Source organism: Gulosibacter sp. GYB002 (assembly GCF_036577665.1).
In the GTDB taxonomy this organism is placed as follows: Bacteria; Actinomycetota; Actinomycetes; order Actinomycetales; family Microbacteriaceae; genus Gulosibacter; species Gulosibacter hominis.
Genome location: NZ_JARBDD010000005.1, coordinates 142219 through 158645, shown reverse-complemented (window position 1 = coordinate 158645; position 16427 = coordinate 142219). Strand labels below are relative to the sequence as shown.

12 protein-coding genes are annotated in these 16427 nt (G+C 63.2%); 4 read left to right on the top strand and 8 right to left on the bottom strand.

Translation table 11 applies throughout. The features are described 5' to 3' along the window. Positions 1-477 precede the first annotated feature (477 nt). Together PV375_RS04410 and PV375_RS04405 are read right to left on the bottom strand one after the other, a co-directional pair. On the bottom strand, positions 478-2001 hold the full coding sequence (locus tag PV375_RS04410) for an APC family permease (RefSeq protein ID WP_332106300.1): 1524 nt from the start codon (positions 1999-2001) through the stop codon (positions 478-480). Between the two features lie 139 nt (positions 2002-2140). Continuing rightward, entirely contained in the window at positions 2141-2686 is a 546-nt protein-coding gene (locus PV375_RS04405) for a TetR/AcrR family transcriptional regulator (protein ID WP_332106299.1), read from the bottom strand. Between the two features lie 232 nt (positions 2687-2918). Between PV375_RS04405 and PV375_RS04400 the strand changes: the two genes are divergently transcribed. Next, complete coding sequence (locus tag PV375_RS04400; protein ID WP_332106298.1) at positions 2919-4295, top strand: NAD(P)/FAD-dependent oxidoreductase; 1377 nt, start codon at positions 2919-2921, stop codon at positions 4293-4295. A gap of 308 nt (positions 4296-4603) precedes the next feature. Here PV375_RS04400 and PV375_RS04395 read toward each other — a convergent pair whose 3' ends face one another. The 3 genes from PV375_RS04395 to PV375_RS04385 form a co-directional block, all read right to left on the bottom strand. Beyond that, positions 4604-5158 (bottom strand): hypothetical protein, encoded by a 555-nt coding sequence (locus tag PV375_RS04395; protein ID WP_332106297.1) that lies wholly within the window; start codon positions 5156-5158, stop codon positions 4604-4606. A gap of 390 nt (positions 5159-5548) precedes the next feature. Further along, positions 5549-6931: an NAD-dependent succinate-semialdehyde dehydrogenase gene (locus PV375_RS04390; RefSeq protein WP_332106296.1), complete on the bottom strand. Its 1383-nt coding sequence runs from the start codon at positions 6929-6931 to the stop codon at positions 5549-5551. A gap of 64 nt (positions 6932-6995) precedes the next feature. After that, complete coding sequence (locus tag PV375_RS04385) at positions 6996-8306, bottom strand: aspartate aminotransferase family protein (protein WP_332106295.1); 1311 nt, start codon at positions 8304-8306, stop codon at positions 6996-6998. Between the two features lie 128 nt (positions 8307-8434). Between PV375_RS04385 and PV375_RS04380 the strand changes: the two genes are divergently transcribed. Next, positions 8435-9928 (top strand): PucR family transcriptional regulator, encoded by a 1494-nt coding sequence (locus PV375_RS04380; RefSeq protein WP_332106294.1) that lies wholly within the window; start codon positions 8435-8437, stop codon positions 9926-9928. A gap of 10 nt (positions 9929-9938) precedes the next feature. On the opposite strand, the gene PV375_RS04375 is transcribed toward PV375_RS04380, so the two are convergent. The 3 genes from PV375_RS04375 to PV375_RS04365 are packed head-to-tail and all read right to left on the bottom strand — an operon-like array spanning position 9939 to position 13945. After that, positions 9939-12032 (bottom strand): iron ABC transporter permease, encoded by a 2094-nt coding sequence (locus PV375_RS04375; RefSeq protein WP_332106293.1) that lies wholly within the window; start codon positions 12030-12032, stop codon positions 9939-9941. A 6-nt stretch (positions 12033-12038) separates the two neighbouring features. Continuing rightward, entirely contained in the window at positions 12039-13067 is a 1029-nt protein-coding gene (locus PV375_RS04370) for an iron-siderophore ABC transporter substrate-binding protein (protein WP_332106292.1), read from the bottom strand. 56 nt (positions 13068-13123) lie between these two features. After that, entirely contained in the window at positions 13124-13945 is an 822-nt protein-coding gene (locus tag PV375_RS04365) for an ABC transporter ATP-binding protein (protein WP_442903925.1), read from the bottom strand. 70 nt (positions 13946-14015) lie between these two features. Here PV375_RS04365 and PV375_RS04360 point away from each other — a divergent pair, with 70 nt between their 5' ends. Together PV375_RS04360 and PV375_RS04355 are read left to right on the top strand one after the other, a co-directional pair. Next, entirely contained in the window at positions 14016-14933 is a 918-nt protein-coding gene (locus PV375_RS04360) for a siderophore-interacting protein (RefSeq protein ID WP_201517852.1), read from the top strand. 188 nt (positions 14934-15121) lie between these two features. Continuing rightward, the gene (locus PV375_RS04355) at positions 15122-16243 is read left to right on the top strand and encodes a class II histone deacetylase (protein WP_311479170.1); all 1122 of its coding nucleotides are present in this window, start codon (positions 15122-15124) and stop codon (positions 16241-16243) included. Positions 16244-16427: the final 184 nt, after the last annotated feature.

Here is a 16427-nt window from a genome sequence, read left to right as displayed (position 1 = left end):
CCCGCCCGCGCTCGCCGCCCGCCGCCCGCCGCCCGCGCCGCCCGCGCCGCGAGCATCCCGTTCTTGCGCCTTCTGTGTGTCTCTGCGTCATTTGTGGGTGGTGCACCACATACAAATGCCGCTAACCCACACAAATCCAGGGGGTGGGCTGGCGCTGAACCGGCCGGGTACACCGAAAACGCCGGGGTACACCGCCATAGCGGTGGCTCCCAGCGTTTTCGGTGTACCCCAGTGGTGGGGATCGGCGCGGTGGCGCGGCGGTGGCGGCGCGGGCCGAGCACCGCGCGCATCCCGGTTTTTTGCGCCTTCTGTGTGTCTCTGCGTCATTTGTGGGTGGTGCACCACATACAAATGCCGCTAACCCACACAAATCCGTGGGGTGGCGGCGCGGACGCGGCGGCGCGGCGGCGGGGACGCTCCGCGGCCCCAGCCCAGCCAGGCGCCACTCGCCCGCCGCGCACACGCGCAGCCGGCTCGTTACTCTTCGGGCACGAGCACCGGGGTGTCTTTGTTGAGACGCTCACCGCTGAAAAAGCCGCGCGAGCGGGGGTTGAGCGCCCACGCGCCCATCAGCACGAACCCGAAGGCGAGCGCGCCCACGCCGATCACGAACGCGCCGCCGATGCCGAGCAACACCGTGTACCCGTAGTCGACATCGATCATGTCGATCGCCGACTGCACGAAGGCATAGGCGAGCATGATGCCACCCAGCAGCGGCATCAATCCGCGCATGAAGAAGTTGCGGGCGTTATCAAACAGCGTCTTGCGGAAGTACCAGACGCAGGCGAACGCGGTAATCGAGTAGTACAGCGCCACCGCCAGGCCCATCGAGGTCAGCGAGTCGGCGAGCACGTTTTCGCTGATCACCGACATCAGTGCGTAGTAGGCGATTGCCGCGATACCCATGACCGTGGTCGAGAACGCCGGGGTCTTGAAGCGCGGGTGCACTTTCGCGAAGCGCGCGGGAAGCGCACCGTACACGGCCATTGAGAGCGTGCCGCGCGCGGTGGGCAAAATCGTCGTCTGGGTTGAGGATGCACCCGAAACCAGCATCGCGAGAATCAGGAACCATCCCCAGGGGCCGAATAGTGCATCCCGCAGTACCGTAAACACATCATCGAGGTTGGCCTCGTTGGTGAGTCCGAATCCGGTGTCGCCGAAGCCGGCGAACATCATCACGGCCACCGAAATACCTACGTAGGTGACGATGAGAATGACGATGGTGGCCAGTGCCGCCTGGCCGGGGGTGCGGCGCGGGTTGCGGGTTTCTTCGTTCAGCGCGAGGCAGGTGTCCCATCCCCAGTAGATGAACAGGCACAGCAGCACGGCCTCAATGAATCCCGACCATGAGGTGACTGCTGCGGGGTTGAACCATTCGGGGTCGAAGGCGACGGCACTCGGTGAGCTGCCGTTGAGCGCGCCAATGAAGGCGAGGATCCCGAATAGTGCGAGGGCGACGTACTGGATGACCATCATCACCATCTGCAGCCGCTCACCAATCTGCACACCGATGGCCGATACGCCGGTCATGACGGCGATGAAGGCGCAGCCGGTGATCACCACGAGTGGACGGTTGTTTGCGATGTCGTCGTTGCCGAGCAGGTACCAGAAGTAGAGGCCGGCGATTTCGGCGACGTTGGCGAGCACCATGATTGCCGAGACGGCTACGGCCCAGCCGCCGATCCAGCCGACGATTGGGCCGAAGGCTTTGGCGCCCCACACGAAAGTGGTGCCGCAGTCGGGCATTTCGCGGTTGAGTTCTTGATAGGCGAACGCCGCGAAGATCATTGGGATGGCGGCGGCCAAGAATGCGACCGGCGCCTGTTCACCGACGGCGAGGATCACCCAGCCGAGTGTCGCTGCCAGTGAGTACAGCGGGGCGGTGGATGCGAGGCCGATCACGGTTGAGCCGACGACGCCGAGGGCGTTGTTGTTGAGGCCCTTTCCCACGTGAATGTGGCCGGTGTCGGTGATGTTGGTGGGTTTCGTTGAGCCGAACAAGTTCCCCTCCTCGTCGTTGTGGAGCTGAGCTGTCGCGCGGGCCGGCACGGAGGTGCGCGGTCGAGAGGCAGCGCGAGAAACTATACCGTCTGGACGGTCGACTGCAAATGCGGGCGAGGATGCTGCTGGCTGACTTCCGCTAGTTGGCGCGGCTAATCAGCTCAGAAAGAAACTTTCGCGTCGCTTCAGAAACCAGTGGCTTCGGGGTAGATTTGCCTTCGAGTTCGGTGTTATAGGCAATGCCGTCACCAAGTAGCAGCACGGCCGTGGCGAGATCGCGATCGCCGAGCTCATCGGCCACGAGTTCAAACCAGCGCTCGCGGGCGGCGATGAGCACCGGGCGAATTGTTGCCTCGTAGGCGGGCACCAGCTGAATCAGCGCTGCCATGGCGGTTTCGAGGGGCGAGTCGTAATCGGCTGAGGTGCTCAAATACCAGTCGGGGGCAGACATGCCCGAATCGAGCTGCTCGGCAATGTCTTCTTCGACGAGTTTGGTGAAATGATCGCAAAGCCCAGCCACGAGGGCGTCGCGATCGCGGAAGTGGTAGAGCAGGCCGCCTTTTGACACCTGGGCCGCGTCGGCTACGGCGTCGAGTGTGGCAGCGCGTACTCCATGCTCGTTGACGAGCTGCGCGAATGCGGTGAGCAGATCGCGGCGGCGGTTTCGAGGTGCGGGCTTAGGCATGTGGATACGCTACTCGGCTTTGCATGATTGCGGCTTGTAGGTCGCTTGGCTTGTTAGGTCGCTTGGTCTATTGAGTGGCCTGGGTCGTTGAGTGGCTTGGCGGTCGTCGCCCTGGATGTTTCCGTTGGGTTGATGTGCTCGGTTTCTTGACCTGGATGAAATTGGCAAATACTGTACCGTCTAGACGGTTATGAATTTTCCGGACGTGAACAACGAGAGTTGAGGACCGCGAATGTCAACGAAGACCCGCATCCGTAAATCAGTGTGGATCGACCGCGCACCCGCGCGCACGCCACAGCCCAAGCTGGTGGGCGAAACCACGGCCGATCTGGCGGTGATCGGTGGCGGCTACACCGGACTGTGGACCGCCCTGCACGCTGCCGAACGGCACCCCGACTGGCGCATCGTGCTGCTCGAAGGCGCCACCGTCGGCCACGCCGCAAGCGGGCGCAACGGTGGCTTCGTCGACCCGAGCCTCACGCACGGCCTGAGCAACGGCGTCGAACGCTGGCCCGATGAGGTGCGTGAACTCAACCGCCTCGGTGACGAAAACTTCGCCGGGATGCGTGACGACATCAAGCGGCACGGCATCGATTGCGACTGGCGCGAGGAAGGCATCCTCAATTTCGCCCGCACCGAATGGGAAGCCGAATGGCTGCGCGAAGGTGCGGAAGAAGCGGCAAAATACGGGCAGCACGTGGAGTTCTACGACCGCGCCCGGGTGGGCGAGGTGACCGCATCGCCCGCGTTTATTGCGGCACTGCGTGTGGAAGAACAGGCGACCGTCGATCCGTACCGCCTGGCCGTGGGGCTTTTTGACGCCTGCCGCGAGCTGGGCGTGGAAGTGTACGAGCACAGCGTTGTAAAGCGGGTTACGAATGGTGGGGATGCGGTGCGCATCCAGACCGCCGATGGTGAGGTGCGGGCGGCGCGAGTTGCGCTGGCAACGAATGTGTATCCCGCGCTTTTGCCGCGGCTGAAGTTCGCAACCGTGCCCGTTTACGACTATGTGCTCGCGACCGAGCCGCTCAGCGATGCGCAACTTAAAGCGATTGGTTGGACCGGCGGTGAGGGATGCGCGGATGCCGGCAACCAGTTCCACTACTTCCGAAAGACCGACGACAACCGCATCCTGTGGGGTGGGTATGACGCGATCTACCACTTCGGGTCGCGCCGCAGCGAGGCGCTGACGCAGCGAGAAGAGACGTTCGCAAAACTCGAGCGCAACTTCTTCGAAACGTATCCGCAGCTGAAGGGCGTGGAGTTCACGCACCAGTGGGGCGGCATGATCGACACATCGACGCGATTCTGCCTGAAGGCAGGGCTGGCTGGGCGAGGGCGGATCGCCTACGCGCTGGGATACACGGGGCTGGGGGTTGCCTCCACCCGATTCGGTGCGGATGCGATGCTCGATCTGCTCGAGGGCGAGCCAACCGAGCGCACCGAGTCGGCGCTGGTGCGCGGCGGGATGCTGCCGTTCCCGCCCGAGCCGGTGCGTGCGATGGGGATCAACTTCACCCGCTGGTCGATGGCTGCCGAAGACCGCACCGGACGCCGCAACCTGTGGCTGCGCACCATGGATGCGCTCGGGCTCGGCTTCGACTCGTAGCGCTCCGGGCGGCTGTCGCGGCGGCGCTGCGGCGTAGCTCGCCCCGCCGCAGCTCGTCGTAGCTCGTCGCGGCACGCGCGGCTCTTTCGGCGCTCCGCTCCTCGCGTTGTCGCCGCTCGCCGTCGTGCCGCGCTGCCCCACTTCTCGCGGATGCGTGTGGGTTAGCGTCATTTGTGTGTGTTGTGCCACATACAAATGACGCTAAGCCACACGCGAGGCGGGCGTAGTCGCGGGGTCCGCGGCACGTGCGGCGCCCGCGTGCGGCGCGGATGCAGGCGCGAGCGAGGATGCGCGCGGGACGCGCCTGCTTAGAACGGGTACTCGGTCGCATCCAATGGCAGGAAAAGAACGCCGACGATGGCGCCTTCGCGGTTGATCGCGACGCGCGACATGAGTTCGCCGGCCTCGTGTTTGAGTGTCGAGACGACAACTGATGTGCCGGTGCTCTTCGTCGAAAGTGCCTCCGCTGAGCCTTCGTCTCGACTCTCTTTGATGGATACGACCGTCTGGTCGGTAGTGGTTTGGAGCTCGCCCAATTCGGTAAGGATGGAAGTCCAGACCTCCGAAATGACGTTCCACGGAAGCTCTTTTCGAGTGAGCGGGTGGAGCATTTCGGTGGTTGCGGTTTCTTCACCATTGGCGATATGGCGGATGAACTTGTCTGAAATCTCGGGGAGGTTTGCGGTTGATTGCGGGGACATCGTTTCTCCTGTGAAAGGGTTGCGCACCGCGCCGAATCGTTTGAAAGCCGCCTGGCGTGAAACATTGAGCGCTTGCCCGATGTCTGCCCACGAGTGTCCCGCGATTCGAGCCTGCGAGACGGCGTCTTCCAATTCGTGTTCGGCGAGGCTGACTGCTTGCATGCAGTGTCGGATGCTAGTCAATGGATCCATACATGCAGTCAACCATTGGTTGACACTCCTGTCAACTGAGGGTTGACGGTCTGGTGCTGTGAGCCCTCGCTCCAGTCGTTTTCTCGCGCTGCCTCAGCCCGGTGTCTGGGGTGCTCGCCGCTTGCCGCGAAGCCGGGTTCGCCCTGCACGCCACCCCACTTCTCGCGGATGTGTGTGGGTTCGCGTTATCTGTACGTGTTGTGCCACGTACAGATAACGCGAACCCACACAAAAGGCGAATTTGCGGGCGGGCTGCGGGCGATGCGCGGGCGAGCGGAGGGCGATGTGCGGATGTCAGCGCATAAAAGCGGGGTGCGGGGCTGCGCCAATGCGCCAGCCCCGCACCCCGCCGCGAAGCGCCTACTTCGCCACGTGGAACAGCCGCTTGTTGACGAACTCGTCGATGCCCAGCGGCCCGAGCTCGCGCCCGTAGCCCGAGCGCTTCACGCCACCGAAGGGCATCTCCGAAACCTCCGGCGCCTGGCTGTTGACGCCCACCATTCCGGCTTCGAGCTGCTCGCCGAAGCGCTCAGCCTGCGCCGCATCCGTCGAATACACCGACGCACCGAGCCCATACGGGGTGTCGTTCGCCAGCGCAAGCGCCTCGGCTTCCGACTCGACACGGAAGATCATCGCCACCGGGCCGAAAAGCTCCTCGCGGTACGCGCGTGCCACTGGGGTCACATCCACCAGCACCGCCGGGCTCACCCAGAACCCGTCGCGATCGAGCCGCTCGCCGCCAACCAGCAGGCGCGCACCGTTCGCGGTCGCATCCTCAAGCTGCGAAATTAGGCCGTTCGCGGCAGCCTCCGACGACAGCGGGCTGAACCCGCCACCATCAGTGTTCTCGAGCGGGTCGATCGGCTTCAGTTCACCGGTGAGCTTCACCATCTCGGCCACGAACTCGTCGTACACATCCGCCATCACGATCATCCGCTTGTTCGAATTGCACGCCTGACCGGTGTTTTCGAAGCGAATTGCCGCTGCATCCCGTGCCAGCGCCGGAATGTCACCGTGCGAAAGCACCACGAACGGATCCGAGCCACCAAGCTCAAGCACCACCTTCTTCAGCGCCTGCCCGGCCTGCTGGGCGATGATCGCGCCGGCACGTTCCGAACCGGTGAGCGAAACGCCCGCCACCCGGTCGTCGGCAATAACTGTTGAGATTTGCTCGTGGGTGGCGAAGAGGTTTTCGTACACGCCCTCGGGCACACCGGCTTCACGCATGATCGCGGCGATCGCGCTGGCCGATTCGGCGCAGATTTCGGCGTGCTTGAGCAGCACGGTGTTGCCGGCCACGAGGTTCGGCGCCGCAAACCGGGCCACCTGATAGTAGGGGTAGTTCCACGGCATCACGCCGAGGATCGTGCCCAGCGGCCGCCGCTGCACCACCGAACGCGCGGTGTCGGTTTCGCTGAGCACCTGATCCACCAGCTGCCCCGGGCCCTCTTCGGCGAAGTAGCGGAAAATATCGGCCGAAAAGTCGACCTCGCCGTAGCTTTCACCAAGCGGCTTGCCCATCTCGGTGGCGATGATGCGCGCGAGCTCGTCGCGCTTGGCAGTGAACAGTTCGCTCACCCGCTGCACGATTGCGGCGCGTTCTTCCACCGGGGTGGCGCGCCATTCGGATGCGGCGCTTGCGGCTCGCTCGAGCGCGCCGGTGATTTCAGCATCGGATGCGAACGGCACCTCCTTCACCAGTTCACCGGTGGCCGGATTTTCGGTGCGGTATTTCGCAGACATATTTTCTCTTTCGTTGGGATGCGTGCGGTACGCATCCGGGACTATTCCTTGCCTGGTAACCAGCTTAAGAAACTGGGGTTTCGCGCAGCACTTCGGCGATCGCCGCCAGGCCGCGGCGCAGTTCGTCATCGCCGATCACGCACGGCGGCACCACGTGGATGCGGTTGTCGGCGGTGAACGGCAGGATGCCGCGGTCGAGCAGGGCCGATTTCACGGCGCCCATATATTCGGCCGACACGGGCGTGCGGGCCGCTGCATCCGACACGAGTTCGATGGCCCAGAACACGCCGCGTCCGCGCACCTCACCAACGACGTCAAGTTCTTCGGCAAGGGCGCGCAGTTCCGGCCCGATGATCTCGTCACCGAGGCGGCGGGCGTTGTCAACCACGCCCTCATCGCGCATCGCTTCGATGGTGGCGACAGCCGCTGCACAGGCGAGCGGGTGGCCCGAGTAGGTGAGCCCGCCGGGGAACACTTCATCGTCGAATTTCGCGGCGATTGGCGCCGAAACGATCACGCCACCCAGCGGCACATAGCCGCTATTGACGCCCTTGGCGAAGGTGATGAGGTCGGGCACGACATCTTGTGCCGAGAACGCGAACCACTCGCCGGTGCGACCGAATCCGGCCATCACCTCGTCGAGAATGAGCACGATGCCGTGGCGGTCGCAGATTTCGCGCACTCCGCGCAGGTATCCGGGTGGCGGTACGAGGACGCCCGCGGTGCCGGGTACCGATTCGAGCAAAATCGCGGCGATGCTCGATGCGCCCTCAGCGATGATGGTCTGCTCGAGATGTTCGAGGGCGCGCTCGGTTTCTTGAGTTTCGGTTTCGGCCCAGAACCGGGTGCGGTACAGGTGCGGACCAAAAACATGCAGGTGGCCGCGCGAATATTCGTTGGGGACGCGGCGCCAGTCGCCGGTGGCGACAATGGCCGCACCGGTGTTGCCGTGATACGAGCGGTAGTGCGAAATGACCTTGTCGCGGCCGGTGTAGAGGCGGGCCATGCGGATCGCGTTTTCGTTGGCGTCGGCGCCGCCGTTGGTGAAAAACACCTTGTTGAATCCTTCGGGCGCGAGGTCGAGGATGAGTTCGGCGGCGCGGGCGCGGGTGGCGTTCGCGTGCGCCGGGGCGACGGTGGTGAGTTCGTTGGCCTGCTCAGTGATGGCGGCAACCACTTTCGGGTGCTGGTGGCCGATATTGGTGTTGACGAGCTGGCTCGAAAGGTCGAGGTATTCCTTGCCGTCATAGTCGATGAGGGTGGCGCCGTGGCCGGTGCGGAAGGCGAGCGGCGCGAGTTTTTGCTGCGCCGACCACGAGTGCATGACGTGGCCGGTGTCATGTTCGATGACGTAGGCGTTGGTGAGTTCAGCCATGATGCTCCCTTGCAACTGTTCTCCAAAGGCAATGGGGCAATGGTTGCGCGAAAACCGCCGCGATTCCGCTGCCGATTCCGTTAAGCATCCATGCGCTTTTCGACAAATCCGCACTATAGGATCGTGCAATGCCGATCACGCTGCGCGAACTCATTGCCGAGCCCGAGCTGCAACTGCGTCTGGTTGCCGACACCGAAGCCGACAGTCTCGATCGCGAACTCACCTGGGTGCATTCATCCGATCTCATTGACCCAACCCCGTGGCTGGAACCGGGCCAGCTGCTGCTCACCGACGGTTCGCAATTTGGTGGGGATGCATCCGTTACCGACTATGTGCGCCGGTTACGCGATGCGGAAATCGTCGGTCTCGGATACGCGGTGGGGGTTATTACGCCAGAGCTGCCGCAGGCGCTTGTCGATGCCTGCCGTGACCAGCAGCTGCCGCTGATTGTTGTGTCTGAACGGATGCCGTTCATCCGTATCATTCGCCACGTTGCCGATGCCATCGCTGCCGATCGTAGCGCCCGCGTCACCCGTTCGATTCGTGCGCAGCGAGCGATTGCGCGAGCGGCACTGCAACCGAACGGGCTGGCGGCGACGCTGCGCGAACTCGAGGTGCAGCTCGACTGCTGGGTGGTGCTGTACGACCGGCTGGGGCGGCGGATACGCCTGCAAACCAAACGTACGGCGCCGGCCGAGCTGCTCGATGAGCTTTCGAAGTCGGTGGCCGCGACACTGCGGGGAGCCAAGCGGGCGAGCCGAAAAATCGAGACTGCCGACGGCGAAATAACCCTGCAAACAATCGGCCGCACCGGTGACCTGCTCGGAGCGCTCGTGATCGGCACGGCGGTGACGCTGGATGCTGAGAGCAATGACCTGATCGCGAGTGTGCTCGGCATCGCATCCATTGCGATTGAACAGTCGCGCGTGCTGGATGCGGCGCGTCACGAACTGCGGCGCGGCGTGCTGGCGCTGCTGCAGGCGGGGGCGAAGGATGCGGCGCTCGCGGCACTGCGGGCACTGGAGGCTTGGGTGCCTAAGGGCGCGGTGGTGGTTTCGGCGGTGCGGGGCGTGCGGAACTGGGAATCAACGCTTGGCGAGTTGGAGGTGCTGGCCGAAGGTTCCGAGTTCGCTTTTGCCCGGGTGGGCGACGAGCTGATCGTGTTTGAGACAGCGGGGCGTGATCCGCGGCCGAGCGCCGAGGCACTCGAGGGCCGCGAGCTGATGATTGGTGTTTCGGCGCCGGTGGATCTCGAAGATTTTTCGGAGGGATTGCGCCAGGCTCGACAGGCGGTGGAGCGGGCGCGGCCGGGTGCGCCGGTGGAGTTTGGTGCGCTCGCGGAGTTGGGGATGCTCGCCTGGCTTGAGGCGGCCGATGGTGCGGTTGCGGCGCGGCGACTGTTTGCCCCGCTGCACGATCGTGCCGATGCTGCTGAGCTATTGCACAGCGCCGAGGTGTGGTTTGCGCACAATTGTGCCTGGGATCCCGCCGCTCGTGAGCTGGGGATGCACCGTCACACGCTGCGTGCCCGTATCAACCAGCTCGGTGTGATCTGTCAGCTTGACCTCGAAGACTTCGGCGCGCGTGCCGAGCTGTACACGGCGCTGCAATTGCGAGAATGAGGCGCAACAGCTAGTGGGAGCGTGATCTCCACAACAACCAGACGAAATAAGGTGCGCCCAACAGGGCGACGATGAGTCCTGCTGGCAGCTGAGCGGGCGCGATCACGGTACGCCCGATAAGGTCGGCAACGCCTACGAGCACCGCCCCGAGCATCAACGCAACGGGGATAACTCGGTCGTGCCGTGCGCCAACGAGGGCCCGGGCAGCGTGAGGAGCGACGAGTCCGACGAAGCCAACCACTCCCACTGCGATCACACTCAGTGCAGCCAAGATTGCAGCGACCGTGAGTATGAGCAGGCGTGAGCGCTCCAACCCCACGCCGAGTAGTCGAGGGGTGTCCTCATCCAGCGCAACGAGGTCGAGGTCGCGACGCTGGGCGAAGATGACGGGCAGTGCTATGAGTAGCGCTATCGTGAGTGGGATCAGCTGTTCCCACATTCGACCGTAGGTAGTTCCCGAAAGCCAAGTAAAAATCTTCGGGGTATCCCAGGGGTTGCTTCGCAGAAGGAGGAACGTGGTCAGGGCAATCGTTCCATACGAGACGCCGATTCCTACGAGAATGAATCGGTCGGCATTGATGCCCCGCCGCCAAGCGAGCACGTAGACGAGGACGAAGGCCGCAAACGCGCCGATAATCGCCCCAACCAGCATCCCGAATAAAGACGCTGATGCGCTCGTGGTCACGATCACGGCGCCGAGCCCTGCCCCTCCCGTGATGCCTAGCAGGCTCGGTTCAGCAAGGGGATTCCGACTTATAGCTTGTGTGAGTGTACCGGCGAGTGCGAGGGCTGCTCCGGCGGTGATGGCGGCAATCACTCGCGGTGCACGCTCATCGAGCGCGAATGCGATCTGTGGGGGTGCCTCGCCTTGCATCCACAGTGCAACATCACCGGTGAGTAGACAGGTACTGCCGAGCAGGAGGCCGGCAATGATGGTGCCGGCAAGGAGTGCAATGCACAGCGTCAGCGCGAGCGCAAAACGACTACGGCTGCGTGCACCAAAACGGATGCTTGGGGGCTGCTTTGTAGGGCCTGAGTCACGTAACCGTCGCGCCATGAGCACGAGGATGATTGCTCCAAGGATGGTTGTTGCCACTCCGGTCGGAACCGCGAGGGCACCTTCGGGACCGATCAGCGCTCGCAACACCGCGTCGGCGAGGATCACGAGAATCGCACCGATCAGGCCGGAAGTCGGGATGAGGAGCAGATGCCGATTGAGCGCGGGCACCCACCGCGACATGAGACGGGTGAGCACTGGCGCACCGAGCCCAACAAAACCAATTGGTCCCGCGAGTGTGAGCGCCGTGGCAGTGAGCATGGTGGCGATTAACAGGCCGGCGATACGTGTCTTGCGAACAGGGATGCCTAGGGCTGACGCCGAATCGTCACCGAGCGCCAAGATGTCGAGGTTTCTTGCGAGCAACAGGGCAAGCGTGAGCGCGATTAGCGTGATGGGCGCAGAATGGAGGAAAGCATTAATGCTCAGTTGCGACAGACTGCCGCTTCCCCAAGCAAGTAGGCCCTTGGTCTCCTCTTGAAACAGGATGAGCAGGGTCGAGGTCGCCGCCTGACACGCCATCGCGAGTGCTGAGCCGGCGAGTACGAGCCGAGTGGTTGATGATCCGGAACCGCCCGCCAGTCCGAGCACCAGGGCTCCGGCGCCGAGTCCGCCGATGAATGCGACGCCGCCAGTTGCCCATATCGGCACGGTGATTCCGAAGGCAGCCACCGCAGTGACGGCAAGATAGGCGCCGGCAGTAACGCCGAGAGTGTCGGGTGAAGCGAGTGCATTGCGCGACAGCGATTGCATGAGCACGCCCGCTGCGCCCAGCGCGATGCCGACGGCCCCGCCTGCCGCGAGGCGAGGCAGGCGGGAACCGAGAAATAGGTCGCTGCTGACGAGCAGTGCGCCGCTGGTGCCCTGCGTGAGATGCCACAGGCTGGTGAACGCAAGCAATAGCACCAGACCGCACAACACCAGAGCTGCTTTCGTGACAAACCTTGAGCGGTGATCAGACTCGCTCGGTTTGGAGTCCAGCGCTGAGGGTTCACTCCACTGCGCGGTATTGGTCAGCGGCGTGCTCGATACAGCAGGCTTCGGCACGACGGTTTACTTGGCGATGACGTCGACGTAGGCGTCGATGATCTGCTTCGTGGAGCGCGGGCCGCCGAAGGTCCAGATGCCCTCGGGGAAGGGAATCACTCGGCCTTCCTTTACAGCAGGAATCGATTTCCAGGCGGGGTTGTCGGCTGCGGCGGCAAGGAAAGTATCTCCGGCCTCGGCAGTGGTGCTGGTGTGCAAGATGGTGGCATCGCCGATTGTGGTCATGCCTTCGATGTCGGTGGTGCCCAGACCGTAGACGGGGTCGGTTTCGCCGGTCCAGGCGTTCTTGAGTCCCAATCGGGTGCCGATCGCGCCGACCAGTGAGCCATTACCGAACGGGCGGAGCGAGACGTTGCCGCCATCGACCCAGCCGTCGAGGTAGACGAATTCGGTGATTGCTGGCTCTGCGGCCGCGATCTCGGCCTCGGCCTCCTTCAGATGGGTTTCGAACTCTTCGGTGACGATTTCGGCACGTTCTTCACGGCCCGTTGCCTGTGCAATGAGGTCAAACGTCGTCAGCATCCGGGCAATCGGATCTTTGGCGTCTGCGCCAATTGTGGCGAGCACGGGAATCCCATACTTTTCGAGCTGCCCAATAATCGGGTCGTCAGCGGCATTTGCTTCAACGATTACGAGGTCGGGTTGCGTGCTGACGAGGGTATCGAGGTTGGGTTCTTGGCGAGTGCCCACATCGACCACGCCCTCGGGCAGAGTTTCGGCGGTCACCCAGGTGCTGTAGCCCTTAGCGTCGGCGACTGCTACGGGGGTGATGCACAGTGTGAGGACGTCTTCGATCTGCTGCCACTCCAGCACCGCAACTCGTTCGGCTGGCTTGTCGAGGCGAACGGTTCGTCCGAAGTCGTCGGTGAGCTCAACCGCACCGGTAGAGGTCTTGGTGGTGTCGTTCGCGCATTCGGCTGCATTGCTTGCGAGCGTCGGGCTCGCCGACTGGGATGGGACTGACGTTGTGCCGCAACCAACGAGCGCGAGAGTCATGGCGCTGAGGATGGTGACGAGTGCGAAGGGTTTGCGCATTTGGGCTCCAGAGAGAGGCATCCATTGGGCGGATGCGTGATGATTAGGGAAAGGGCTTAGGTGGACAGTGTGGTGAGTGGCTTTCGGGATCGCGCATGATGGCGGCCACGCGGAACGATGCGGACGCATCCGGTCGCGGTGTCGTAGTCGGTATCGATGGTGAGCCCGTAGGCGTGCGAGAGATGTTCGCTCGTGAGTACCTGTTCCGCAGTTCCAGCGGCACGAACCCGACCTTGATGCATGAGCACAACCTGGTCGGCGACGGCGGCTGCATGATTGAGGTCGTGCAGGACAACGCCGAGCGCCGTGCCACGATCGGCGAGATCTCGGACAAGGTCGAGTGTTTCAACCTGATAGCGCAGGTCGAGGTGGTTGGTGGGCTCATCGAGCAGCAGGACACCGGTATCTTGCGCCAGGGAGGTGGCGAGCCAAACACGCTGTAATTCACCGCCGGATAGTTCGTCAACTGGCCGGTCGGCCATCGATGTGAGGCCTGTAAGGCGGAGGGCATGGTCGATGGCTTCGCGATCGGTGTCGGTCAGACCTGCGAACCGGCCACGATGCGGATGGCGGCCGTGTGCCACCACGTCGCGGATGGCGAGTCCTGAGGGATGCGGGCGCGATTGCGAGAGCATCGTCACGGTGCGGGCAAACTCGCGTGCGGAGAGAGCGGTGGTGTCTTCGCCTCCGATCTGCACACGGCCAGCATCAATGCGGTGCAGGCGAGCCAGTGCTCGCAGCACCGTCGACTTCCCGCTTCCGTTGGGGCCGATCAAAGCAGTGACGAGTCCGGGTCGCAATCGCAGTGAAGCGTTCTGCACGACGGGGGTGCGGCCGTAACTCAGGGTCAGTGTTTCGGCACTGAGGTCGCCGGCGATATCAGCATGCGAAGACGAGGAACTGTTTATAGTTAGGTAAGCCTAACCTAATTCTGGATATAGTGAAACGGTGAATGTACAGCCCTACCACTGCTTCAATACTGTCGTTGCTCGCGTCGTTCGGCTGAGCCCACACTTTGTGCGGGTGACGTTTACCGGCGACGAGCTTGCGCACTTTTGTGTTGACGGTCCCGACCAACGAATCAAACTCATGCTCCCGTTACCTGATGGTTCGGTTACTGATGTTGGGCAGCTTGACGAAACCACACCGGTTCGTGAGTGGTACACGCGGTGGCGGATGCTGCCAGATACGGATCGCAATCCATTACGGACTTACACTGTGCGAGCGTGGCGGCCGGAACTGCGCGAAATCGATGTCGACTTTGTACTTCACGGCATCCACGGCCCTGCCTCGGCCTGGGCCTCGAGCGCTGTTCCAGGTCAGCAGATGGTGGTGATTGGCCCAGACGCGCGTGCGAAGGATCGGGGCGGTTTCGAATGGAAACCGGGCGCCGCTACGAACGTGCTCATCGGGGGTGACGAAACTGCCGGTCCTGCGATCTGTGCCATTGTTGAGTCCTTGCCACAAGCAGTGCGAGGCGACGTATTCATCGAGGTACCGACGGCTGCAGATGCAATGCCACTGACAACATCCGCGGGGATAAACATTTCTTGGCTCGCTAGGAACGACGCCAGCCATGGTGAACGGCTCGGTGCGGCGATTCGTGAGTGGGGAAGCCGTCGACTGCCGACCGGATGCGGCGATCACCTAGCATCCCCGGGACAGGCATACCCATTCGAGGAATCCGACGCGAGCGAAACGCTGTGGGAGGTTCCGGAGCAGTCATCAAGCGCGGACTATGCCTGGTTGGCAGGTGAATCTAGAACGATCACAGCGCTGCGGAGATATCTTGTGCGTGACCTCAACATCGACCGCGGTTCGGTTGCCTTCATGGGGTACTGGCGTCTCGGTCGCGCCGAAAGCTGAGATTAAGCCACCTGTGCCGCTGTTGTCGTGCCGTTTCGCTGTTTCTTGCATCGACGCAAATACTTCGTGATCTTGAGCCGGGTAGAGTGCCGTACACCCCCTACGACTGCCAACTTGGCACGTTGTCGATGTTGATAGGCGGGTGGAATAGTTCCACTTGACACAACGAAGTGAAATGAGGATGCACTATGGCCGCAATTCGGCGAACTGGATATGTCTGGGACGAGAGCTTTGCCTGGCATAACACGGGCAATACGGCTGCGATCTGGCCACCGAGCCCCGTTGTGCAGCCGATCGAGGCGTTTGAGAACCCCGCGACAAAGGCGCGGCTGGCGAGCCTGGTAGAGGTGAGCCGCCTCGGCGCCGAGCTGATTCGCCGCCCGACGCGCCTCGCCACCGAAGAGGAGCTGCTGCGTGTTCACGAGGGCGCCTATCTGCAGCGACTTGAGCGCGAAAGTAACCACACCGGCGGTGAGGGCGGCGATGGCGAGACGATCTTCGGTGTCGGTTCGTATGAAATCGCGCGTCGCGCAGCCGGCTCGCTGATCGACCTCACGGATGCGGTGCTCAGCGGTGAGCTCGACAACGGCTATGCGCTGGTGCGTCCCCCGGGGCACCACGCCGAACCCGACCGTGGCCGCGGATACTGTCTTCTCGCCAATGTGCCGATTGCGATTGAGCATGCCCGCCAGGTGCGCGGCGTCGAGCGCGTTGCGATCGTTGACTACGACGTGCATCACGGTAACGGTGCCGAGCGTATCTACTGGTCGGATGGGGGAGTGCTCACCATTTCGATCCACCAAGACCAGCTTTTCCCCGAGAACTCGGGCGAGATCACGAAGACCGGCGAGGGCGACGGCGCCGGTACGAACATCAACATTCCGCTGCCGGCCGGTTCGGGCCACGAGGCATACTTCGAGACGTTCAAACAGGTGGTTTACCCGGCGCTGAAGCGGTTCCAGCCCGACCTCATCATGGTGTCGAGCGGGTTCGACCCGTCGATGCTCGACCCGCTCGGATGCATGTCGGTCACCTCGGACGGCTTCCGTGAACTGGCGCGGATGCTGGTGGAATGGGCGGATGAACTGTGCGATGGCCGCCTCGTCTTCTCTCACGAGGGTGGCTACTCGGCGGTGTATGTACCGTTCTGTGGCCTTGCGGTGATGGAGGAAATCTCGGGGCACCGCACCAGCATTGACGACCCCTTCGCTCCCGGTTGGGCGAACAACCCGGTGCACAAGCTGCGTGCCGATCAGCTCGAGGTGATTCAGCAGGCTGCCGAACTGGCTGCCGCGGTGCCGCAGCGCTAGCTGGGTTCACGCCGGCTCGCTGTGCCGCGGCGCGTGCTGCGCGGCCGCATCACTTGCTCGCGTACACCGAAAATGCCCGGCATGCTGAACGGCTGACTTCGCCGAAAACTCGCGTACACCGAAAACCGCGAGGGCCACCGCTATAGCGGTGGCCCTCAGTGTTTTCGGTGTACCGGAGTGGCTA